General features: G+C 72.6%; 19 protein-coding genes. 14 read left to right on the top strand and 5 right to left on the bottom strand.

Annotation, left to right across the window (positions count from 1 at the left end):
* The first annotated feature begins 11 nt into the window (after positions 1 to 11).
* The gene (locus ACFC1F_RS20495) at positions 12 to 563 is read left to right on the top strand and encodes an adenine phosphoribosyltransferase (RefSeq protein ID WP_148647590.1); all 552 of its coding nucleotides are present in this window, start codon (positions 12 to 14) and stop codon (positions 561 to 563) included.
* A 170-nt stretch (positions 564 to 733) separates the two neighbouring features.
* Positions 734 to 3,184, top strand: a complete 2,451-nt coding sequence (locus tag ACFC1F_RS20500) for a bifunctional (p)ppGpp synthetase/guanosine-3',5'-bis(diphosphate) 3'-pyrophosphohydrolase (protein ID WP_374105942.1) — start codon at positions 734 to 736, stop codon at positions 3,182 to 3,184.
* 87 nt (positions 3,185 to 3,271) lie between these two features.
* Here the strand turns inward: ACFC1F_RS20500 and ACFC1F_RS20505 are convergent, their stop codons facing one another.
* Together ACFC1F_RS20505 and ACFC1F_RS20510 are read right to left on the bottom strand one after the other, a co-directional pair.
* Positions 3,272 to 4,501, bottom strand: a complete 1,230-nt coding sequence (locus ACFC1F_RS20505; RefSeq protein ID WP_209410151.1) for a DUF349 domain-containing protein — start codon at positions 4,499 to 4,501, stop codon at positions 3,272 to 3,274.
* 263 nt (positions 4,502 to 4,764) lie between these two features.
* The gene (locus ACFC1F_RS20510; RefSeq protein ID WP_376160099.1) at positions 4,765 to 5,598 is read right to left on the bottom strand and encodes a peptidylprolyl isomerase; all 834 of its coding nucleotides are present in this window, start codon (positions 5,596 to 5,598) and stop codon (positions 4,765 to 4,767) included.
* Positions 5,599 to 5,842: 244 nt separating this feature from the next.
* Here ACFC1F_RS20510 and ACFC1F_RS20515 point away from each other — a divergent pair, with 244 nt between their 5' ends.
* The 4 genes from ACFC1F_RS20515 (at position 5,843) to ACFC1F_RS20530 (ending at position 10,220) form a co-directional block, all read left to right on the top strand.
* Positions 5,843 to 6,550 (top strand): MBL fold metallo-hydrolase, encoded by a 708-nt coding sequence (locus ACFC1F_RS20515; RefSeq protein WP_209410162.1) that lies wholly within the window; start codon positions 5,843 to 5,845, stop codon positions 6,548 to 6,550.
* Positions 6,551 to 6,561: 11 nt separating this feature from the next.
* Complete coding sequence (hisS, locus tag ACFC1F_RS20520; RefSeq protein ID WP_209410164.1) at positions 6,562 to 7,824, top strand: histidine--tRNA ligase; 1,263 nt, start codon at positions 6,562 to 6,564, stop codon at positions 7,822 to 7,824.
* On the top strand, positions 7,821 to 9,623 hold the full coding sequence (gene aspS / locus ACFC1F_RS20525; protein WP_148647585.1) for an aspartate--tRNA ligase: 1,803 nt from the start codon (positions 7,821 to 7,823) through the stop codon (positions 9,621 to 9,623). The genes hisS and aspS overlap by 4 nt, the downstream gene beginning before the upstream one ends.
* 90 nt (positions 9,624 to 9,713) lie before the next feature.
* Positions 9,714 to 10,220, top strand: coding sequence for a GNAT family N-acetyltransferase (locus ACFC1F_RS20530; RefSeq protein WP_376160102.1), 507 nt, complete (start codon positions 9,714 to 9,716; stop codon positions 10,218 to 10,220).
* A gap of 46 nt (positions 10,221 to 10,266) precedes the next feature.
* Here ACFC1F_RS20530 and ACFC1F_RS20535 read toward each other — a convergent pair whose 3' ends face one another.
* The gene (locus ACFC1F_RS20535; protein WP_376160104.1) at positions 10,267 to 11,196 is read right to left on the bottom strand and encodes a LysR family transcriptional regulator; all 930 of its coding nucleotides are present in this window, start codon (positions 11,194 to 11,196) and stop codon (positions 10,267 to 10,269) included.
* A 207-nt stretch (positions 11,197 to 11,403) separates the two neighbouring features.
* Between ACFC1F_RS20535 and ppk2 the strand changes: the two genes are divergently transcribed.
* From ppk2 to rpsD, 4 genes are all read left to right on the top strand, one after another.
* Positions 11,404 to 12,231, top strand: coding sequence for a polyphosphate kinase 2 (gene ppk2, locus ACFC1F_RS20540; protein ID WP_376160106.1), 828 nt, complete (start codon positions 11,404 to 11,406; stop codon positions 12,229 to 12,231).
* Positions 12,232 to 12,357: 126 nt separating this feature from the next.
* Positions 12,358 to 12,972, top strand: a complete 615-nt coding sequence (locus tag ACFC1F_RS20545; RefSeq protein ID WP_376160108.1) for an antibiotic biosynthesis monooxygenase — start codon at positions 12,358 to 12,360, stop codon at positions 12,970 to 12,972.
* A gap of 49 nt (positions 12,973 to 13,021) precedes the next feature.
* Positions 13,022 to 14,371 carry a replication-associated recombination protein A gene (locus ACFC1F_RS20550; protein WP_376160110.1) on the top strand — a complete coding sequence of 450 codons (1,350 nt, stop codon included), beginning with the start codon at positions 13,022 to 13,024 and terminating at the stop codon, positions 14,369 to 14,371.
* Between the two features lie 350 nt (positions 14,372 to 14,721).
* Complete coding sequence (gene rpsD / locus ACFC1F_RS20555; RefSeq protein WP_063346792.1) at positions 14,722 to 15,336, top strand: 30S ribosomal protein S4; 615 nt, start codon at positions 14,722 to 14,724, stop codon at positions 15,334 to 15,336.
* A gap of 186 nt (positions 15,337 to 15,522) precedes the next feature.
* Here the strand turns inward: rpsD and ACFC1F_RS20560 are convergent, their stop codons facing one another.
* Both ACFC1F_RS20560 and ACFC1F_RS20565 read right to left on the bottom strand, forming a co-directional pair.
* Positions 15,523 to 15,849, bottom strand: a complete 327-nt coding sequence (locus ACFC1F_RS20560) for a tetratricopeptide repeat protein (protein WP_376160112.1) — start codon at positions 15,847 to 15,849, stop codon at positions 15,523 to 15,525.
* 83 nt (positions 15,850 to 15,932) lie between these two features.
* Positions 15,933 to 18,065 carry a regulator gene (locus tag ACFC1F_RS20565; protein WP_376160114.1) on the bottom strand — a complete coding sequence of 711 codons (2,133 nt, stop codon included), beginning with the start codon at positions 18,063 to 18,065 and terminating at the stop codon, positions 15,933 to 15,935.
* A gap of 302 nt (positions 18,066 to 18,367) precedes the next feature.
* Here ACFC1F_RS20565 and ACFC1F_RS20570 point away from each other — a divergent pair, with 302 nt between their 5' ends.
* Genes ACFC1F_RS20570 through ruvX form a run of 4 tightly spaced genes read left to right on the top strand, consistent with a single transcriptional unit; the run spans position 18,368 to position 22,443 of the window.
* Positions 18,368 to 18,844, top strand: a complete 477-nt coding sequence (locus ACFC1F_RS20570; RefSeq protein WP_148647577.1) for a DUF948 domain-containing protein — start codon at positions 18,368 to 18,370, stop codon at positions 18,842 to 18,844.
* 4 nt (positions 18,845 to 18,848) lie between these two features.
* Positions 18,849 to 19,295 (top strand): DUF6167 family protein, encoded by a 447-nt coding sequence (locus ACFC1F_RS20575; RefSeq protein WP_376160116.1) that lies wholly within the window; start codon positions 18,849 to 18,851, stop codon positions 19,293 to 19,295.
* Complete coding sequence (gene alaS / locus ACFC1F_RS20580) at positions 19,295 to 21,964, top strand: alanine--tRNA ligase (RefSeq protein WP_209410189.1); 2,670 nt, start codon at positions 19,295 to 19,297, stop codon at positions 21,962 to 21,964. Before ACFC1F_RS20575 ends, alaS begins: the two co-directional genes overlap by 1 nt.
* Complete coding sequence (ruvX, locus tag ACFC1F_RS20585; RefSeq protein ID WP_148647574.1) at positions 21,964 to 22,443, top strand: Holliday junction resolvase RuvX; 480 nt, start codon at positions 21,964 to 21,966, stop codon at positions 22,441 to 22,443. The genes alaS and ruvX overlap by 1 nt, the downstream gene beginning before the upstream one ends.
* The last annotated feature ends 152 nt before the right edge of the window (positions 22,444 to 22,595 follow it).

A 22,595-nucleotide genomic window follows, 5' to 3' on the forward strand; every position in this document is an offset into this window, starting at 1 on the left:
AAGGACTCTTCGTGACCACCGCCGACACCGCACTGGCCGAGCTGCTGAACAGCCGGATCCGGGACGTCCCGGACTACCCGAAGCCGGGTGTGCTGTTCAAGGACATCGCGCCGCTGCTCGCCGACGCCGAGGCCTTCGCGGCCCTCACCCGGGCGCTGGCGGAGCGGGCGACCGCCCTCGGTGCGACCAAGGTGGTGGGCCTGGAGGCGCGCGGCTTCGTGCTGGCGGCCCCGGCGGCCTTCGCGGCCGGGCTCGGCTTCGTGCCGATCCGCAAGCAGGGCAAGCTGCCCGGCGAGGTGTTCCGCCGCTCGTACGAGCTGGAGTACGGCTCGGCGACGCTGGAGGTCCAGTGCGACGCCTTCGCCCCCGGCGAGCGGGTCCTGGTGGTGGACGACGTGCTGGCCACCGGCGGCACCATCGGCGCCTCGCTGGACCTGGTCAAGGAGGCCGGCGCCGAGCTGGTGGGCGTCGTGGTGCTGATGGAGCTGGGCTTCCTGGACGGCCGCGAGCGGCTCTCCGGGCACCTGGGCGGCGCGCCGCTGGAGACGCTGGTCACGGTCTGAGAAGAGAGCACCGAGGGCGGCGGCCGGATGATCCGGCCGCCGCCCTCGCGCGTGCGCGGAGCGTGTCCGGGACCGGGCGGCTGAACACCGGAGCGCCCGGCTCGGTACCATGAAGATTCATCCCCTCCCGGTTGTCCGCGTTGTCGTCGGCCGTACGGGGGGTCGGCCCGGTGCCCCGAGGAGTGTCCTTGCCCGACGAGGTTGTGCCCACGGCCGCAGCGGCCGCCCCCGAAGACCGCCCCACGCCCTCGGGGGCCACACCGGCACGTCCGGCGCCGACCTCCTCGCGTCCGGTGGCTCCCGCGAGCCGCCCGTCCTCCTCCGGCGGCATGCGCGCCCGCTTGGCCCGCCTCGGCGGCCAGCGGTCCAGCGTGCTCAACCCCGTCCTGGAGCCGCTCTTCCGCTCCATCCGGGCCAACGACCCGAAGGCCGACCCGGCGCTGCTCCGGGACATCGAGAAGGCGTACGCGGTCGCCGAGAAGTGGCACCGCGGGCAGAAGCGCAAGAGCGGCGACCCGTACATCACCCACCCGCTGGCGGTGGCGACCATCCTGGCCGAGCTGGGCATGGACGCCCCGACCCTGATGGCCGGGCTGCTGCACGACACCGTCGAGGACACCGACTACGGCCTGGAGACCCTGCGCAGGGACTTCGGCGACTCGGTGGCCCTGCTGGTCGACGGCGTCACCAAGCTCGACCGGGTCAAGTTCGGCGAGGCCGCGCAGGCCGAGACCGTCCGCAAGATGGTCGTCGCGATGGCCAAGGACCCGCGCGTCCTGGTGATCAAGCTGGCCGACCGCCTGCACAACATGCGCACCATGCGCTACCTCAAGCGGGAGAAGCAGGAGAAGAAGGCCCGCGAGACGCTGGAGATCTACGCCCCGCTGGCGCACCGGCTGGGCATGAACACCATCAAGTGGGAGCTGGAGGACCTCGCCTTCGCGATCCTCTACCCCAAGATGTACGACGAGATCGTCCGCCTGGTCGCCGAGCGCGCGCCCAAGCGGGACGAGTACCTGGCGACCGTCATCGACCAGGTCCAGGGCGACCTGCGCGGCGCCCGGATCACCGCCTCCGTCACCGGCCGGCCGAAGCACTACTACTCGGTCTACCAGAAGATGATCGTCCGGGGCCGGGACTTCGCCGAGATCTACGACCTGGTGGGCATCCGGGTCCTGGTCGACACCGTCCGCGACTGCTACGCGGCGCTGGGCACCATCCACGCGCGGTGGAACCCGGTGCCGGGGCGGTTCAAGGACTACATCGCGATGCCCAAGTTCAACATGTACCAGTCGCTGCACACGACGGTGATCGGCCCCGGCGGCAAGCCCGTCGAGCTCCAGATCCGCACCTTCGACATGCACCGCCGGGCCGAGTACGGCATCGCCGCGCACTGGAAGTACAAGCAGCGCGCGGTCGCCGGCGCCTCCAAGGTCCGCACCGACACCCCGGCCCAGGCCCGCAAGGACGACAAGGCCGGCGCCGTCAACGAGATGGCCTGGCTGAGGCAGCTGCTGGACTGGCAGAAGGAGACCGAGGACCCGAGCGAGTTCCTGGAGTCGCTGCGCTTCGACCTCTCCAACAACGAGGTCTTCGTCTTCACGCCCAAGGGCGACGTGATAGCGCTGCCCGCCGGGGCCACCCCGGTGGACTTCGCCTTCGCGGTCCACACCGAGGTCGGGTACCGCTGCATAGGGGCCCGGGTCAACGGGCGGCTGGTGCCGCTGGAGTCGACCCTGGAGAACGGCGACAGCGTCGAGGTCTTCACCTCCAAGGCGGAGAACGCCGGCCCCTCCCGGGACTGGCTGGGCTTCGTCAAGTCCCCGCGCGCCCGCAACAAGATCCGCGCCTGGTTCTCCAAGGAGCGCCGCGAGGAGGCGATCGAGCACGGCAAGGAGGCGATCGCCCGGGCGATGCGCAAGCAGGGCCTGCCGATCCAGCGGATCCTGACCGGCGACTCGCTGGTCACCCTGGCCCACGAGATGCGCTACCCCGACATCTCCTCGCTGTACGCGGCGATCGGCGAGGGCCACATCGCCGCGCAGAACATCGTGCAGAAGCTCGTGCAGGCGCTCGGCGGCGAGGAGGGTGCCACCGAGGACCTCGCCGAGACGGCGACCCCGACCCACGACACCCGCCGGGCCGTGCGCCGCCGGGCCAAGGGCGACCCCGGTGTCATCGTCAAGGGCGTCGAGGACGTCTGGGTCAAGCTGTCGCGCTGCTGCACGCCCGTCCCCGGCGACCCGATCGTCGGCTTCGTCACCCGCGGCAACGGCGTCTCGGTGCACCGCGCCGACTGCGTCAACGTGGAGGCGCTCAGCCAGCAGCCCGAGCGGATGATCGACGTCGAGTGGGCGGCCACCCAGTCGTCCGTCTTCCTGGTGGCCATCCAGGTCGAGGCGCTGGACCGCTCCCGGCTGCTGTCGGACGTCACCCGGGTCCTGTCCGACCAGCACGTCAACATCCTGTCGGCGGCGGTGCAGACCTCCCGCGACCGGGTGGCGATGAGCCGCTTCACCTTCGAGATGGGCGACCCGAAGCACCTCGGGCACGTGCTCAAGGCGGTCCGCGGCGTCGAGGGCGTCTACGACGTCTACCGGGTCACCTCGGCCCGGAAGTAGCGGCCGGCCGGGTACGCCCGGCCGGCAGGGCACGACGAAGGGCCCCGGGTTCGCCCGGGGCCCTTCGTCGTGTCCTGCGGCGTCGGCTCAGCCGCTGAACTCCTCCTGGCTCTTGTGCGCCTGCTCCAGCAGGGTCTGCACACCGGCCAGCTCGGACTCCAGCTTGGCGACGCGGCTCGCGTTGCCGGCCGCGCGGGCCTTGTCCAGGTCGGCCTGGATCTTCTCGGCCTTGGCCTCGAAGAGGCCGACCATGCCGGCGGCGCGCGCCTTGGCCTCCGGGTTGGAGCGCTTCCACTCGGCGTCCTCGGCCTCGCGGATCGCCCGCTCGACCGCGTTCAGCCGGCCGTCCAGCTTCGGCCGGGCGTCGCGCGGCACGTGCCCGATCGCCTCCCAGCGCTCGTTGACGTCGCGCAGCGCGGCCTTGGCGGCCTTGAGGTCGGTGATCGGCAGGATCGTCTCGGCCTCGGCCGCCAGCGCCTCCTTGAGCTTCTGGTTGGCGACCTGCTCGGCGTCACGCTCGCTGAAGACGGCGGACCGGGCCTGGAAGAAGACGTCCTGGGCGCCGCGGAACCGCGCCCACAGCTCGTCCTCGACGTCGCGCTGGGCGCGCCCGGCGGCCTTCCAGCGCGCCATCAGGTCGCGGTAGCGGGCCGCGGTGTCACCCCACTCGGTGGACGAGGAGAGCGCCTCGGCCTCGGTGACCAGCCGCTCCTTGACCGCCCGGGCCTGGTCGCGCTCGGCGTCCAGGGTGGCGAAGTGCGCCTTGCGGTGCTTGGAGAAGACCGAGCGGGCGTGCGAGAAGCGGTGCCACAGCTCGTCGTCGCTCTTGCGGTCCAGCCGCGGCAGGCCCTTCCAGGTGTCCACCAGCGCGCGCAGCCGGTCGCCGGCCTCGCGCCACTGGGTCGACTCGGCGAGCCGCTCGGCCTCGGCGACCAGCTCCTCCTTGGCCGTCCGGGTCTCGTCCTGGGCCTTGGCGCGGGCGGCCTTGCGCTGCTCGCGACGGCTCTCGATCTCACCGGCCAGCGTGTCCAGCCGCTTGGCCAGCGCGTCCAGGTCGCCGACCGCGTGCCCCTCGGTCACCTGCGCGCGCAGGTGCTCCAGCGCGGTCTGGGCGTCCTTGGCGGCCAGGTCGGTGGTGCGCACCCGCTTCTCCAGCAGGCCGATCTCCACCTCGATGCCCTGGTACTTGCGCTCGAAGTAGGCGAGGGCCTCCTCGGGCGAGCCGGCCTGCCAGGAACCCACGACGCGTTCGCCGTCGGCCGTCCTGACGTAGACCGTGCCCTGCTCGTCGACACGGCCCCACGGGTCGCTGCTCATAGCGCGTCCTCCACATGACGTCGCGCCCGCGCCGGGGCGGTACGCGTCCGTCGTCCACAGTTGATGTGCGGCGGACCGATGAGTCCGCCGTCCCGCCCGCCGGGTGCTGCTGCCGAGGGTGACGGCTTGGCGGATCGGGGCACCCTACACAACGCCAACATAGGCGACCAGGCCCGGTGCTGTCCGCATCCGGGCCGGGCAATTTCGGGCCGGGACCGCGCCCGTACGCCGCCGGGGCGGGCGTGGCGCGGTCCCGGTACGGGTCAACCCTTTACGGTGGTCACCGAGTTGAGGGTGACGTCGGCCATCGGGTGGCCGTCCGTCCCGCCCTCCAGGGTGCCCGCGGCGGCGATCTTCTGGAGCACGTCCAGACCGCCGGTGATCTTGCCGAACGGGGTGTAGTTCGGGTCCAGCTTGGTGTCCTTGTAGACCAGGAAGAACTGGCTGCCGTTGGTGCCCGGGCCCGAGTTGGCCATCGCCACGGTGCCCGCCGGGTAGGTCGCGCCGGCCAGGTTCTCGTCGGCGAACTTGTAGCCCGGGCCGCCGGTGCCGCCCGGGGCGGTGGCGCTGGCCGTCGGGTCGCCGCACTGCAGCACGTAGATGCCGCCCGTGGTCAGCCGGTGGCACTTGGTGTGGTCGAAGTACTGCTCGCCGGAGAGGAAGGCGAAGGAGTTGACCGTGTGCGGGGCCTTGGCCGCGTCCAGCGTCAGCGTCACCTTGCCGCAGTTGGTGTCCAGCGTCGCCGTGTAGGTCCCGGAGGCGTCGGCGCTCATCGCGGGCTCGGTCTTCCACTGCTTGCCGTTCGGCGCGCCCGGCGCCGGGTCGGTGCAGCCCTCGACCGGCTTGCGGGTCGGGGTGGTGGGCTCGGCGGCGGTCGGCGCGGCCTGCGCGGCGGGGGAGGAGTCCTTCTTGTCCTCGGAGTCGAACGCACCCGTGCCCACCAGCGCACCACCGCCCGCCAGCACCACCACCGCCAGGGAGGCCCCGAGGACGGTGTTGCGGCGCTTGCGCGCGGCGTGGGCCTCGGCCCGGCGCTGCGCCTGGCGCTCGTACTTCTCGCGGGCGAGCTGCCGCCGCCGCTGTTCGCTGGTGACCACAGGCCGTGTCTCCTACATATGTGCTGGACTCGTGTACGGATGCTGGAGCGGATCATCGCATCCATCGACTGCCAAGTGTAGGTACCGCGGCTGTAAGAACGCGGTGAACCTGTCAGGACGAAGTGGACCTGTCACCCCTATCTGGTTCGCAACCGGACCCGGACCGCCGGTAGGCTGCGCTTACATCACATCGTGTAGCCGCACCCCGTAGCCGCCACTGCCGACCGAGTCACGAAGGACGCGCGTGTTCATCGCCGGATTCCCCGCTGGAGCCTGGGGCACCAACTGCTACCTGGTCGCTCCGGCGCCGGGCGAGGAGTGCGTCATCGTCGACCCGGGCCACCAGGCCGCCCAGGGCGTCGACGAGCTGATCCGCGAGCACCGGCTCAAGCCCGTCGCGGTCGTGCTCACCCACGGCCACATCGACCACATCGCCTCGGTCGTCCCGGTCTGCGGCGCCAAGGGCGTCCCGGCCTGGATCCACCCCGAGGACCGCTACATGATGGCCGACCCGGAGAAGGCCCTCGGCCGGTCGCTCGGCACCCAGCTGATGGGCGAGCTCACCGTCGGCGAACCCGACGACGTGCGCGAGCTCACCGACGGCAGCGTGCTGGACCTCGCCGGCCTGAAGCTCACCGTCGACCACGCGCCCGGCCATACCAAGGGGTCGGTGACGTTCCGGACGCCCGGCGCCGAGGACCTCCCCCCGGTGCTCTTCTCGGGCGACCTGCTCTTCGCCGGCTCCATCGGGCGCACGGACCTCCCGGGCGGGGACAGCGAGGCGATCATGCAGTCGCTGGCCCGGGTGTGCCTGCCCCTCGACGACACGACCGTGGTCCTCTCCGGCCACGGCGGACAGACCACCATCGGCCGTGAGCGCGCCACCAACCCCTACCTCAGGCAGGCGGCGGGAGCGCTCGGCGCTCCGGCCTTCCCGCGACGAGGAATGTGACGGAAGAGAAGTTGAGCACCTTCACCGCCCCCAAGGGCACCTACGACCTCCTGCCCCCCAGCTCCGCGACCTTCCTGGCGATCCGGGAGCGGATCGCCGCGCCGGCCCGCCGGGCCGGCTACGGCTACGTCGAGACCCCGGTCTTCGAGGACGTGAAGCTGTTCTCCCGCGGTGTCGGCGAGTCCACCGACATCGTCTCCAAGGAGATGTACAACCTCACCACCAAGGGCGGCGACGAGCTCGCGCTGCGCCCCGAGGGCACCGCCTCGGTGCTGCGCGCCGCGCTCCAGGCCAACCTGCACAAGCAGGGCAACCTGCCGGTCAAGCTCTGGTACTCCGGCTCCTACTACCGCTACGAGCGGGCGCAGAAGGGCCGCTACCGCCAGTTCTCCCAGGTCGGTGCCGAGGCGATCGGTGCCGAGGACCCGGCCCTGGACGCCGAGCTGATCATCCTGGCCGACGACGCCTTCCGCTCGCTGGGCCTGAGCGACTACTCGCTGCTGCTCAACAGCCTCGGCGACAAGCAGTGCCGGCCGGTCTACCGGGCCGCCCTGATCGAGTTCCTGGCCGGCCTCGACCTCGACGAGGACACCCGCCGCCGCGCCGAGATCAACCCGCTGCGCGTCCTGGACGACAAGCGCGAGTCGGTGCAGGCCCAGCTCGGCGACGCCCCGAAGCTGCGCGACTTCCTGTGCGAGGAGTGCAAGGCCTACGACGAGAAGGTGCGTGAGCTGCTCACCGCCAACGGCGTCGCCTTCGTCGACGACCCGAAGCTGGTCCGCGGCCTGGACTACTACACCCGCACGACCTTCGAGTTCGTGCACAACGGCCTCGGCGCGCAGTCCGCGATCGGCGGCGGCGGCCGCTACGACGGCCTCTCCGAGATGATCGGCGGCCCGGCGCTGCCGTCCGTCGGCTGGGCCCTCGGCGTGGACCGCACCTACCTGGCGCTGGAGGCGGAGGGCGTCGCCCTCGACCTGCCGGCCGCGACCTCCGTCTACGCCGTCGCACTCGGCGAGGAGGCCAAGAACGTCCTGTTCGCCAAGGTGGTCGAGCTGCGCCGGGCCGGCGTCGCCACCGACCTCGCCTTCGGCGTCAAGAGCATCAAGAACGCCATGAAGTCCGCCGACCGATCCGGCGCCCGCTTCGCCCTCGTGGCCGGGGACCGGGACCTCGCCGACGGCGTCGTCCAGCTCAAGGACCTGACCACCGGCGAGCAGAACCCCGTCGCCCTCGACGCACTCGTCACCACCCTGAAGGAGAAGCAGCTGTGATCCGCACGCACGACGCGGGCACGCTCCGCCCGGAGCACGCAGGCACCACCGTCACCCTGGCCGGCTGGGTCGCCCGCCGCCGCGACCACGGCGGCGTCGCCTTCATCGACCTGCGCGACGCCTCCGGCACCGTGCAGATCGTGGTCCGCGACCTCGACTCGGTGCACGGTCTGCGCGCCGAGTACTGCGTCAAGGTCGTCGGTGACGTCCGGGTGCGCCCCGAGGGCAACGAGAACCCGGACATCCCGACCGGCGCCGTCGAGGTCGTCGTCAGCGAGATCGAGGTGCTCTCCGAGGCCGCCCCGCTGCCGTTCCCGGTGGCCGAGTACGAGCCCGGCACGGTCAACGAGGAGGTCCGGCTGCGCTACCGCTACCTGGACCTGCGCCGTGAGGGCCCGGCCAAGGGCCTGCGGCTGCGCTCCAAGGTCAACAACATCATCCGCCGGGTGATGGAGGAGAACGACTTCCTCGACATCGAGACGCCGTACCTCACCCGCTCCACCCCCGAGGGCGCCCGCGACTTCCTCGTCCCGGTCCGCCTCCAGCCCGGCCACTGGTACGCCCTGCCGCAGTCGCCCCAGCTGTTCAAGCAGCTGCTGATGGTGGCCGGCATGGAGCGCTACTACCAGATCGCCCGCTGCTTCCGCGACGAGGACTTCCGCGCCGACCGGCAGCCGGAGTTCACCCAGCTGGACATCGAGGCCTCCTTCGTCGACCAGGAGGACATCCTGGCCCTCGGCGAGAAGATCGTCGGCTCGATCTGGCGCGACGTGCACGGCTACGAGATCCCGAACCCGCTGCCCCGGATGACCTACGCGGACGCCATGTCCCGCTACGGCTCCGACAAGCCGGACGTCCGCTTCGGCCAGGAACTCACCGACCTCACCGAGTACTTCAAGGGCACCGAGTTCCGCGTCTTCCAGGCCCCGTACGTCGGCGCCGTGGTCATGCCCGGCGGCGCCTCGCAGCCGCGCAAGGCGCTCGACGCCTGGCAGGACTGGGCCAAGGCGCGCGGCGCCCGCGGCCTCGCCTACGTCGTCATCGACGCCGAGACCGGCGAGCTGCGCGGCCCCGTCGCCAAGAACCTCTCCGCCGAGCACCTGGCCGGCCTGGCCGCCGCCGCCGGCGCCAAGAACGGCGACGCGATCTTCTTCGCCGCCGGCAAGCAGCGCCCCTCGCAGGAGCTGCTCGGCGCCGCCCGTCTGGAGATCGGCCGCCGCTGCGAGCTGATCGACGAGTCCCAGTGGGCCTTCCTCTGGGTCGTCGACTTCCCGATGTTCGAGCCGATCGAGGACGACAAGGGCGAGTTCCAGGGCTGGCACGCGGTGCACCACCCCTTCACCGCCCCGACCGCCGAGTCGCTCGCCACCTTCGACACCGACCCGGGCTCGGCCCTGTCCAACGCCTACGACCTGGTCCTCAACGGCTCGGAGCTGGGCGGCGGTTCGATCCGTATCCACCAGCGGGACGTGCAGAAGCGGGCGTTCGACGCGATCGGCCTCTCCGAGGAGGAGGCGGCCTCGCAGTTCGGCTTCCTGCTGGACGCCTTCAACTACGGCCCGCCGCCGCACGGTGGCGTCGCCTTCGGCCTCGACCGGATCGTCACGCTGCTCGGCGGGTACGACACCATCCGGGACGTCATCGCGTTCCCGAAGACGTCCACCGGCGGCGACCCGCTGACCGGCGCCCCCACGCCGATCACCCCGGCGCAGCGCCGCGAGGCCGGCGTCGACGCCCAGCCGAAGGTCCGCGAGGACGCCAAGTCCGAGGCCAAGTCCGAGGCTCAGCCCAAGGCTTGACGTTCAATCGGCTAACCTTTCACGGCCCCGGACGGCGCACCTGCCGTCCGGGGCCGGTCCACAACGGTGTGCGACGGAAAGAGGCTCTCCATGAAGGTCAGCACCAGAGTCGAGTGTCCGGGCGACGCGCCCGCCACCAGACGGGTCCACATGGCCGCGTTCCCCGGCCCCGACGAGGCCGACCTGGTGGACGCGCTGCGCCGTGACCCCGCCTGGCTGCCCGACCTGTCGGTGGTCGCGGTGGACGGGGCCGGCCTGGTCGTCGGCCATGCGCTGCTCACCAGGCTGCAGGTCGGTGACGGCCAGGGCCTGGCGCTGGCGCCGGTCGCGGTCGCCCCGGAGTGGCAGCGCAAGGGCGTCGGCGAGCTGGTCGTCCGGGCCGCGCTGACGGCCGCCGAGGAGGCCGGCGAGAAGCTCGTCGTGGTGCTCGGCGACCCGGACTACTACGGCCGCTTCGGTTTCCTCCCGGCGCAGCGCCACGAGGTCACCGGCCCGTTCGAGGTGCCGGAGGCCTACTTCCAGGCGCTCACCCTGCCCGCCTACGACGGCGGCCCGCGCGGGCTCTGCCGTTACCCGGAGCCGTTCGAGGCGGTGTAGGGCGTGCCCGGCACGCCCTACGGCGGGTAGGGCCGGCCGAGCCCGGTCAGCGCCGTTCCTGCGGGCGGGCCTCCCGCCCCGCGGGGGCCCCGACCGTCGCCCGGCAGCTCTGCACGAACGCGGCCATCGCCGGGGTCTGTTCCCGCTCCTTCGGCCAGTACAGCCCGACCTGACTCGGGGCGAGCCCCCGCACCGGCCGGTACGCGACATCCTCCCGCGCCGCCAGCCTGCTCATCGTCTCCGGGGCGAAGCCGACGCCCTGGCCGCACACCACCGCGGCCAGCCACTCGTCGGCGTTGTGCGCCACCGCGCCGATCCGCACCGGTCGCCCGCCCCGCTCCCGGACCGCCAGCCAGTAGTCGCGCCAGTGCCCGGACTCGTGCGGTATCGCCACGAAGGGCTCCTCCAGCAGCTCCTCGAAGTCGATCACCGCACGCCCGGCCAGCCGGTGTCCGGCCGGCAGCGCCACGCAGCGCGGCTCCTCGCCCAGCACCGCGACGTTGTACTGACCGGACAATGACGGCGGCGCGTGCCAGAGCGTGAGGTCGATCTCCCCGGTGGCCAGCCCGGAGGTGGGGTCGAACCAGTTGTTCTGCCGCAGCTCCACCTGCCAGCCGGGCATCCGCCGGGTGAAGTCCGCCACGGTGTTGCGGGTCATCACGTTGATCGTGCTGCCCTCGAAGCCCACCCGCAGCGTCGAGCCCTGCTCGGCCGCCGCCGCCCTGGTGGCGCGCAGCGCGTCGTCCCAGCCCGCCAGCATCGTGCCGGCGCGCTCGGCCAGGGCCCGTCCGGCCGGGGTGGGGGCCATGCCCCGGCGGGAGCGCTCGAACAGCTCCACCCCGAGCAGTGCCTCCAGTTGGCGGATCTGCTTGGTCAGCGTCGGCTGCGAGACGAACAGCCGGGCCGCGGCGGCGGTCAGCTGCCCCTCCTCGCAGACCGCGGCGAAGCTGCGCAGCAGTCGGGTGTCCACATCCATGCCCCAAGGTTATGGAACGGGATATTGGACCGCCCCGGCAGGTCTGCGACAAGGTTGATCACTCGGCCTCCGGGCCGGGCCACGGGGGAGTACGGCAGCGGCGGTTCAGGGGGCCGCCGCTGCCGGAACGGTCGGCACGGCCTGCGGGAACGGGGCGCAACGCCTACCGTGAGTGGGCATCGGCACTCTCCGGACGGAGGCACCCAGGTGACGGCCAGGCCCGAGCGCGAGCGAGCCGGAACCCCGGAGCGGCTGCCGAGGAGGCCGTACGAACGGGAGCTTCTGCGGCTCCAGAACGAGCTGGTGAAGCTCCAGGAGTGGGTGCGCGCCGAGGGCGCCCGCCTGGTCGTCGTCTTCGAAGGGCGCGACGCGGCCGGCAAGGGCGGCGCGATCAAGCGGGTGACGGAGTATCTGAACCCGCGCATCGCCCGGGTCGTGGCGCTGCCCGTCCCCACCGAGCGCCAGCGCGGCCAGTGGTACTTCCAGCGGTACGTGGAGGAGCTGCCGGCCGCCGGGGAGATCGTGCTGTTCGACCGCAGCTGGTACAACCGGGCCGGGGTCGAGAAGGTGATGGGCTTCTGCACGGACACCGAGTACCGGGAGTTCCTGCACCAGTGCCCGGGCTTCGAGCGGATGCTGACCGAGGCCGGCATCCTGCTGCGCAAGTACTGGTTCTCGGTCAGCGACACCGAGCAGCAGCGGCGGTTCCGGGACCGGCTGGAGGACCCGATGAAGCGCTGGAAGCTCTCGCCGATGGACATCGAGTCGATCACCCGCTGGGAGGACTACTCGCGGGCCAAGGACGAGATGTTCGCCCACACCGACACGACGGACTCGCCGTGGAACGTGGTGGAGAGCGACGACAAGCGCCGCGCCCGGATCAACATGATCGCCCATCTGCTCTCCACCGTCCCGTACCGCGAGGTGGTGGCGCCCCGGATCGAGCTGCCGCCCCGCCCGCCGTCGCGCGGCTACCGGCGGCCGCCGCGCGACCTGCAGAACTACGTGCCCGACCACGCGGCCGGGCTGGGGTAGCCGGGGCGGGGGCTCCTCCGAACGGCCCCGCGGCGTTGCCGGTGCCGGTGCCAGGCCGTCCGATGGACGTGCCCCAGCAAGGCACGGGCGCCGGCCGGCGCCCCGACGACGTCAGGAGAACCGCCCATGTTCGTTCGTACCGTCTACGCGACCGGTGACCCGGCCAAGCTCGACCAGGCCCTCGACGGCCTCCGCGCCGAGGCTGTCGGGCTGCTCGCGGCGCAGCCCGGCTACCGGGGCTACGGACTGTTCGCCAACCGGGAGCTCGGCATCGTCACGATGGGCTCCTGGTGGGAGAGCGCGCAGGCCGAGCGGGACAGCGACGCGCAGCTGAAGCAGCGGCGCGCCGAGCTGCTCCAGCCGTTCGCGGGGACGGTGACCACGGACACCTGGGAGGCGGTGGTCGCCGCCCGGCCCGCCCAGGCCGGGCCCGGCGCCTGGTTCCGGCTGACCAAGTTCGACTTCGACCGGGCCGACGCCGACCGGATCGCCGCCGCCTACCGGGAGGGGGCGCTGCCCGCGATGCAGAAGGTCGACGGGTTCCTCGGCGGCTCCATGCTGCTCAACAGCGAGGACGAGCGCGGTTCGGTCGGCGGCCTCTTCGCCGACAAGGCCGCCCTGGTGGCCTCCCGCGGCGCGGTCGCGCAGGCCCGGGCGAAGGCGGTGGCCGCCGGCGGGGTGACGCTGCGCTCGCTGGAGGAGTTCGAGGTCGTCCTGCTGGACCTCCCGCAGCACGGGTAGCCGCCGCGGAGCGGGCCGGGCTGTCGGCGGGCTCGCATAGGCTTCCGGTGTGGACGAACCGGACCTCTTCACCGCCGCCGCCGAGGAACGCCAGGCCAAGGAGCCCGGCCGCGCCCCGCTCGCCGTACGGATGCGCCCGCGGACGCTGGACGAGGTGGCCGGGCAGCGGCAGCTGCTGAAGCCCGGCTCGCCGCTGCGGCGCCTCGTCGCAGGCTCGCGCGGGCCCGCGGCGACCAGCTCGGTGATCCTCTGGGGCCCGCCCGGCACCGGGAAGACCACGCTCGCCCACGTGATCAGCCAGGCCGTGGAGGGGCGCTTCGTCGAGCTGTCGGCGATCACCGCGGGCGTCAAGGAGGTCCGCGCGGTCATCGACGGCGCCCGCCGGGCGGTCGGCATGAGCGGCAAGGAGACGGTGCTCTTCCTGGACGAGATCCACCGCTTCTCCAAGGCCCAGCAGGACTCGCTGCTGCCCGCGGTGGAGAACCGCTGGGTCACCCTGATCGCCGCTACCACGGAGAACCCGTACTTCTCGGTGATCTCCCCGCTGCTGTCGCGCTCGCTGCTGCTCACCCTGGAGTCGCTGACCGACGAGGACGTCCGGGCCCTGCTGCGCCGGGCCGTGGCCGACCCGCGGGGTCTGGAGGGCGCGCTGGAGCTGTCCGGGGAGGCCGAGGACCACCTCGTCCGCCTCGCCGGCGGGGACGCCCGGCGCGCGCTGACCACGCTGGAGGCGGCGGCCGGGGCGGCGCTGGAGAAGGGCGAGGCGAGCATCACGCTGGCCACCACCGAGACGGCGGTCAACCAGGCGGCCGTCCGCTACGACAAGGACGGCGACCAGCACTACGACGTCGCCAGCGCGCTGATCAAGTCGATCCGCGGCAGCGACGTCGACGCCACGCTGCACTACCTGGCCCGGATGATCGAGGCGGGGGAGGACCCCCGGTTCATCGCCCGGCGGCTGATGATCTCGGCCAGCGAGGACGTCGGCCTGGCCGATCCGACCGCGTTGACCACGGCGGTGGCGGCGGCCCAGGCGGTGGCGCTGATCGGCTTCCCGGAGGCGCGGATCATCCTCTCCCAGGCGGCGATCGCGCTGGCCCTGGCGCCGAAGTCCAACGCCGCCTACACGGCGATCGACGCGGCGCTGGCGGACGTCCGGCAGGGTCTGGCGGGCGCGGTGCCGCCGCACCTGCGGGACGCGCACTACGGGGGCGCGGGCAGGCTCGGGCACGGCCAGGGCTACCAGTACCCGCACGACCTGCCGGAGGGCATCGCGGCGCAGCAGTACGCGCCGGACACGGTGCACGGCAAGGAGTACTACCGGCCGACCCGGCACGGCGGGGAGGCGCGGTACGCGGACGTCGTGGAGTGGACGAGGGGCCGGCTCAGGGGTGAGTGACGCGGGCGCCGCAGGCCCCGGCGGGAGGGTGATCCGCAGCGGGTATACTCGTGCGGAGTGCCGTGTCCCGGGACGGCGGCAGGGGAGACCCTGACCGACCGGCCGCACCAGCGGGGCACCGGCGGTGGGCCCTTCGGGGCCCTCAGGAGCGTCGCGCACCGTTTCGGTGTCGCGTGCAGCCCACCAACCCCGGTTCGGTGGGCCACTCGTGTGCAAGCACTTCTGTGCCCGGCCTCGGAGAGCGGCTGACCACACTGCCCGTGGGCGGTGCGGTTTTTCTCCGGACCGCGACGAGCGACCTCCGTCAACACCTGGTGAAGCCGTATTCGTAAGCAAGGAAGGTTTGGTTCATGGCGAACCAGAAGCGTCCCAAGGTCAAGATCGCGCGTGCGCTCGGCGTGCCGCTGACCCCGAAGTCCGTCAAGTACTTCGAGGCCCGCCCGTACCCGCCCGGCCAGCACGGCCGTGGCCGCAAGCAGAACTCGGACTACAAGGTCCGTCTGCTCGAGAAGCAGCGTCTGCGCGCCCAGTACGACCTGAGCGAGAAGCAGATGGCGCGCGCGTTCGACCGCGCCAAGAAGGCCGAGGGCAAGACCGGTGAGGCGCTCGTCGCCGAGCTGGAGACCCGTCTGGACTCGCTGGTGCTGCGTTCGGGCATTGCCCGCACCATCTACCAGGCCCGCCAGATGGTCGTCCACGGTCACATCGAGGTCAACGGCGGCAAGGTCAACAAGCCGTCGTACCAGATGAAGCCGGGCTTCGTGGTGACTGTGCGCGAGCGCAGCAAGGAGAAGGTCCCGTTCCAGGTCGCCCGTGAGGGTGGCTACGCGGGTGAGGGCCAGACCCCGAAGTACCTCGAGGTCAACCTGAAGGCCCTGGCCTTCCGCCTGGACCGCGCGCCGCAGCGCAAGGAGGTCCCGGTGATCTGCGACGAGCAGCTCGTCGTCGAGTACTACTCGCGCTGACCCGCGAGCGGTACGCCTGCCGTACCCAGCGAGCCCCCGTCGCCTTTCGAGGCGGCGGGGGCTCGCCCCTTTTCCGTGACGCGCCCGTTCCCGCGGTGACTCACCCGCGTGCCCGTTGACCCGCCCGCTCGCCTCCGGGCGCCCGGGTCCGGCGTGCCGTTCGGCCCGGGGCGGGGCCGGGAGCGGTCAGAGGTCCTCGCCGGTCATCGCGGCGGCGAGCCGCAGGTGCGGGCGGGCCTCCTCGGCGCGGCCCTGGCGCTCCAGGGTCCGGCCGAGCATCAGCCGGGCGTAGTCCTCCGCCGGGGCGGCGTCCACGATCACGCGCAGCTGGGCCTCGGCGCGGGAGAGCTGGGCCGAGTGGTAGTAGCTGCGGGCCAGCAGCAGCCGGACCGAGAGGTTGGCCGGCTCCTCGGCGAGGACGCCCTCCAGCATGCGGGCGGCGTCGGAGTAGGCCTTGGACTCGAAGTAGAAGTTCGCGAGGCGGTACTCGTCGGCGGCGGTGTGGATGGCCACGGCTGCTCCTTCCGGGTCGGCCCGGTGCCCGTCCTGGTGCGACGGTTCCGGGTGGTGCTGCCCCCTGAAGCAATGGACAAGTTTCAACTATTCCTGACCGGCGACGGCTGCGGCTCCGGCGGCACCGAGCGGGGGCCGGGCAGCGGCCCCGGTCCGCCCGCCGCGTCGTCCCCGCCGAGCGCGCGGCGCACGGCGGCGTCCAGGTCCAGCCGGGTTCCGCGGTCGAACGAGTCGGCGAACTCCTGCTCGGTCAGCCCGGCCCTGGCCCGGTCCTCGCAGTCCCGGTGCGGGCCGTTGAAGGTGCGCGAGCCGAAGAACGGCTTGCCCACGGCCTGCCAGATCCGGTGCGCGGCCCCCTGCAGCACCCGGGCCTCGCGCAGGTCGCCCGGCTCGCCGGGCCCGACGGGCTCGGTCTCCAGCAGCGCCAGCAGGTCGATCGCCAGCACGATGCCGAGCAGGTCGCGGAAGAGGTGGTTGAGCCGGACGCTCTCCCGGGCCTGCGCGCGGGCCAGCCGGACCTCGCCGTTCAGCCAGTGCGAGTACGCCAGCGCGTACAACCCGTACGCGTACGCCCACTGCTCGCCGTGCTCCTCGCACAGCTCGCGGACCTGGCCGAGCCAGAGCTCGCCGCTCTCCCGGTCGCCCTGGAAGAGGTAGGCGATGCCCAGCTCGAACATGGCCATCAGGACGTTGCTGTTCAGCTCGCCGATGGTGCGGTAGTGCCAGAGCGCCTCCTCGAACAGCTCGGCCGCGCGGGCCGGTTCGTCGCCGATCAGCGCCGCGCAGCCCTGCCGGTGGACGGCGTAGGCGAGCGCCCGGTCGTCGCCGGTGTCCTGCGCCTGGCGGCGGCACTCCTCCAGCGCGGGCCGTGCGGCGACCAGGTCGCCCTGGAGGGTGGCCATGTAGCCGGTGACCCAGAGCGCCTTCGCACGGGCCTCGGTCGGCTCGGGGGCGAGGGCGAGGGCGCGGTCCAGCCAGTGCCGGCCCTCGCCGAGATGGCCGCAGCCGACCCAGAAGAACCAGAGCGTGCCGGCCAGCAGCAGGGCGAGCTGCTCCTCGCCCGGCTCGGCCAGGCAGAACTCCAGCGCCGCACGGAGGTTGGCGTGTGCGAGCCCGGTCCGCTCGGCGGTCTCGGCCTGCCGCGGGCCGAACCACTCGACCTCGCCCCAGGTCGCCACGCCGAGGTACCAGTCGCGGTGGCGGCGCAGCAGCCGCTGTTCCCCGCCCGCGCCGCGCAACCAGTGCCCGCCGTACTCGCGCAGCGTGTCCAGCAGCCGGAAGCGGACGCCGAAGGCGCTCTCCTCGCGCAGCACCACCGACTTGGCGACCAGTTCGGACAGCAGGTCGAGCAGCTCGTCCGGTTCGAGGCCGTCGCCGGCGCAGACGTACTCGGCGGCCTCCAGGTCGAAGCTGCCGGCGAAGACGGAGAGGCGGGCCCAGAGTAAACGTTCCTGCACCGTGCAGAGCTCGTGGCTCCAGCCGATCGTCGTCCGGAGCGTCTGATGGCGCGGCAGCGCCGTCCGGGCACCGCCGGTGAGCAGCCGGAAGCGGTCGTCCAGGCGGGCGCCGATCTGTTCCACCGACAGTGCGCGCAGCCGCCCGGCCGCCAGCTCCACGGCCAGCGGGATGCCGTCCAGCCGGCGGCAGAGCTGGGCGATCCCCTCGACGGTGGCCGCGGTGACCTCGAAGGACGGCAGCACCGCCCGGGCCCGGTCGGCGAAGAGCAGCACCGCGTCCGGCACCGTGCCGGGGCCCGCCCGGCCGACCGGCAGCGGCGCCAGGGTCAGCAGGTGCTCGCCCGGGGACCGCAGCGGTGCCCGGCTGGTGGCCAGCACCCGCAGGCCCGGCACCGCCCGCAGCAGGGTGTCGGCCAGCTCCCCGCAGGCGTCCACCAGGTGCTCGCAGCCGTCCAGCACGATCAGCATCCGGCGCCCGGCCAGTTGCTCGGTCAGGATGTCCAGCGGCGCCCGGGCGGTTCCGTCGGTCAGCCGCAGCGCCTCCAGGGCTGCGTGGCCGAGCAGCAGCGGGTCCTGCACCGGGGCCACCTCGACCAGCCAGGTACCGTCCGGGAAGGCGCCGGCCGCCCGGGCCGCCGCGCGCAACGCCAGCCGGCTCTTGCCGACCCCGCCCGGCCCGGTCACCGTCACCAGCCGGGCGGCGGCCAGCATCCCGGCCAGGGAGGCGAGCTCCTCCCGCCGTCCGACGAAGCTGTTCACCTCCGCGGGCAGCCCCCCGGGCGCCGGCGGGCGCGGCGCCGCCGTCCCGGGCTCTGCTCTTGAGTCGCCTGCCAAACACTGCTCCCGGGTCCGGGCCCGGACCCTCGCGGTCCGGACGTCGCGGGGACCGCCCCCGCGACGGCCCGCCCGGTGGAACGAGGTGACCGGCCGGTAGGTTACGCGCACGGCTCGCACACCCGACCGGATCGCGGGGCGGGCCCGGCCGGTGACCCGGTCCGGAAACCGGCCGTGGTCGCGATAGGGTTCCCCTCGGAGAACAGCAAGGCGAGGGAGCGCGCAAGGTGTCCGTGGGAGAGCTGGCCGGGTTGCTCGTCGCCGTGTTCTGGGCGGTCCTGGTCACCCTGCTCGCCGTCGTGCTGGTCCGGCTCTCGCGGGTGCTGAAGGAGGCCACCGTCCTGGTCTCCGCGGTCACCGAACAGGCCGTGCCGCTGCTGACCGACGCCGGCGCCGCCGTGCGCAGCGCCAACGAGCAGCTCGAGCGGGTCGACGAGATCACCGCCAACGTGCAGGACGCCGCCGCCAACGCCAACGCGCTCTCCTCCACCGTCGCGGCCACCCTGGGCGGGCCGCTGGTCAAGGTCGCGGCCTTCAGCTACGGCGTCCGCAAGGCCGTCGCCAAGCAGAACGGCACCCTGACGCTGCCCACCCAGCCGGGCGAGCGCGAGGAGCTGGCCCGGCTGATCCGGGCCGAGGTGCGCGCCGCGACGGCGCCCAAGAGCGGCCTGCTCGCCCGGGTCCGGCGCGCGGTGAGGAGCTGACGCCATGGTGCGACGCATCTTCTGGATGGCGGTCGGCGCCGGCGCCACCGTCTGGGCCATGAACAAGGCCAACGAGGCCGTTCACCGGCTCACCCCGGACAGCCTCTCCGGCACCGCCGCGCGCGGTGCGCTGCACCTGGGCGACGCGGCCAAGCGGTTCGCGCAGGACGTGAAGGCCGGCATGGCCGAGCGCGAGGAGCAGCTGCGCGAGGACCTCGGACTGGACGGCACCGCCGTCGTCGAGCCCCGCCGCCGCAACAGCGGAGTCCTGCGCGGCGAGCCGCAGTACCGAGCTATCTCGGCGGCGCCCGGCAGCCCGGCCGCCGCCCTGCCTCCGTCCAGCAGTGCCCGCGCATCGTCCGACGGTGCCCGCACCACCCCAGCCATCGAAAAGACGCCCCGCCGCGCACTGCCGCAGCAGGGCGGTACCCCGAACCGGAAGGACCACTAATGGAGTCGGCAGAGATCCGCCGCCGCTGGCTGCGCTTCTTCGAGGAGCGCGGCCACACCGTCGTTCCGTCGGCGTCCCTGGTCGCCGACGACCCCACCCTGCTGCTGGTCAACGCCGGCATGGTGCCCTTCAAGCCGTACTTCCTGGGCGAGGTCAAGCCGCAGTTCTCGCGCGCCACCAGCGTCCAGAAGTGCGTGCGCACCCTGGACATCGAGGAGGTCGGGAAGACCACCCGGCACGGCTCCTTCTTCCAGATGTGCGGCAACTTCTCCTTCGGTGACTACTTCAAGGAAGGAGCCATCAAGTTCGCCTGGGAGCTGCTCACCACTCCCGTCGCGGACGGCGGCTACGGCCTGGAGAAGGAGAAGCTCTGGATCACCGTCTACAAGGACGACGACGAGGCCGAGCAGATCTGGCGGGACGTCATCGGCGTGCCGTCCGAGCGCATCCAGCGCCTCGGCATGAAGGACAACTTCTGGTCGATGGGCGTTCCCGGCCCGTGCGGCCCGTGCTCGGAGATCAACTACGACCGCGGCCCCGCGTACGGCGAGGAGGGCGGCCCGGCCGTCAACGGCGAGCGCTACCTGGAGATCTGGAACCTGGTCTTCATGCAGTACGAGCGCGGCCACGGTGACGGCAAGGACGGGTTCGAGATCCTCGGCGACCTGCCGAGCAAGAACATCGACACCGGCCTCGGCCTGGAGCGCCTCGCCGCCATCCTGCAGGGCGTCGACAACCTCTTCGAGATCGACACCAGCCGGATGATCCTCGACCACGCCGCGGCGCTCACCGGCCACACCTACGGCGCCGACCACAAGTCGGACGTCTCGCTGCGCGTGGTCACCGACCACATCCGCACCGCGCTGATGCTGATCGGCGACGGCGTGACCCCCGGCAACGAGGGCCGTGGCTACGTCCTGCGCCGCATCCTGCGCCGGGCCATCCGCAACATGCGCCTGCTGGGCGCGACCGGTCCGGTCGCCCGGGACCTCACGGACACCGCGATCAAGGCGATGGCCCCGCAGTACCCGGAGCTGGAGACCGACCGCAAGCGGATCGAGACGGTCGTCACCGGCGAGGAGACGGCCTTCCTGCAGACCCTGAAGGCCGGCACCAGCCTGCTGGACGCCGCGGTCACCGAGACCAAGCAGGCCGGCGGCGCCGTCCTCTCCGGCGACCAGGCCTTCAAGCTGCACGACACCTACGGCTTCCCGATCGACCTCACCCTGGAGATGGCCGAGGAGCAGGGCCTCCAGGTCGACGAGTCCGGCTTCCGCCGCCTGATGCAGGAGCAGCGGGACCGCGCCAAGGCGGACGCCAAGGCCAAGAAGATGGGCCACGCCGACGTCGCCGCGTACCGCGAGGTCGCCGACAAGTCCGGCGCCAGCGTCTTCACCGGCTACAGCCTCACCGAGGGCGAGGCCACCGTGGTCGGCCTGCTGGTGGACGGCGTCCCGGCGCCGGCCGCGAGCGAGGGCGACGAGGTCGAGATCGTCCTCGACCGCACCCCGTTCTACGCCGAGGGCGGTGGCCAGCTCGCCGACCACGGCCGGATCCGGCTGGACTCCGGCGCGGTCGTGGAGATCCGCGACGTGCAGCAGCCCGTCCCGGGCGTCGTCGTCCACTCCGGCGGCGTGCTGTTCGGCGAGGTCGTGCTCGGTGCCTCCGCGTACGCCACGATCGACGTGGACCGCCGCCGGGCGATCGCCCGCGCCCACTCGGCCACCCACCTGACCCACCAGGCGCTGCGCGACGCGCTCGGCCCGACGGCCGCCCAGGCCGGCTCCGAGAACGCCCCCGGCCGGTTCCGCTTCGACTTCGGCTCGCCCGCCGCCGTGCCCGGCAGCGTGCTGGTCGACGTCGAGCAGAAGATCAACGACGTGCTCACCCGCGAGCTGGACGTCACCGCCGAGGTCATGACGATGGACCAGGCCCGCAAGGCCGGCGCCATCGCCATGTTCGGCGAGAAGTACGGCGACGAGGTCCGGGTCGTCACCATCGGCGACTTCTCCAAGGAGCTCTGCGGTGGCACGCACGTCGGCAACACCGCCCAGCTGGGCCTGGTGAAGCTGCTCGGCGAGTCCTCGATCGGCTCCGGCGTGCGCCGGGTCGAGGCGCTGGTCGGCGTGGACGCCTACAAGTTCCTCGCCCGCGAGCACACCGTGGTCTCCCAGCTCACCGAGCTGGTCAAGGGCCGCCCGGAGGAGCTGCCGGAGAAGATCTCGGGCATGCTCGCCAAGCTCAAGGACGCCGAGAAGGAGATCGAGCGCTTCCGCGCCGAGAAGGTCCTGGCCGCCGCCGCGGGCCTGGCCGACTCGGCCGAGGACGTGCAGGGCATCGCTGTGGTGGCCGCGCAGGTCGCCGACGGCACCGGTGCGGACGAGCTGCGCAAGCTGGTCCTGGACGTGCGCGGCCGCCTCGGCTCGCGCCCGGCCGTCGTCGCCGCCTTCACCGTGGCCAACGACCGCCCGCTGACCGTGATCGCCACCAACGAGGACGCCCGCGGCCGCGGCATCAAGGCCGGCGAGCTGGTCCGGGTCGCCGCCAAGACCCTCGGTGGCGGTGGCGGTGGCAAGGACGACGTCGCCCAGGGCGGCGGCTCCAACCCGGGCGCGGTCGGCGAGGCCATCGCCGCCGTGCGCGGCCTGGTCGCGGAGCGCGCCAGCTGATGGAGCAGGAGGAAAGGCCCTTCCGGCGGGGGCGGCGGATCGCCGTCGACGTCGGTGACGCCCGGATCGGGGTCGCGTCCTGCGACCCCGACGGGGTGCTCGCCACGCCGGTGGAGACCGTCCCCGCCGGGGTGAAGTCGCAGGCCAGGATCGGTGCCATCGTCGAGGAGTACGACGCGATCGAGGTGATCGTCGGCCTTCCGCGCTCGCTCAGCGGCAAGGAGGGCCCGGCGGCCGAGAAGGTCCGCGCCTACGCGGCCCGGCTGGCCAACCGGCTCTACCCGGTACCGGTCCGGCTGGTCGACGAGCGGATGTCCACCGTCACCGCGACCCACGGCCTGCGGGCCTCCGGGGTCAAGGCGAAGAAGGGCCGCTCGGTGGTCGACCAGGCCGCCGCGGTGGTGATCCTCCAGACCGCCCTTGAGTCCGAACGGGTGAGCGGACGGCCGCCCGGTGAGAGCGTCGAGGCGGCCGGCTGACCAGCCTGCTCTAACGTCCCGGTGAGGGGCCCGTGCGGACGCGTCCGCACGGGCCCCGCCCGCCGGTTCCGGGCCGCCGTGGGGGGGCCAAGTCCCACCAGGACTTCACCCCCGGGCTCACGCCGGGCTCTTATAAACAAAAACGAGCCCAC

The sequence above is a fragment of the Kitasatospora sp. NPDC056181 genome (genome assembly GCF_042266225.1).
In the GTDB taxonomy this organism is placed as follows: domain Bacteria; phylum Actinomycetota; class Actinomycetes; order Streptomycetales; family Streptomycetaceae; genus Kitasatospora.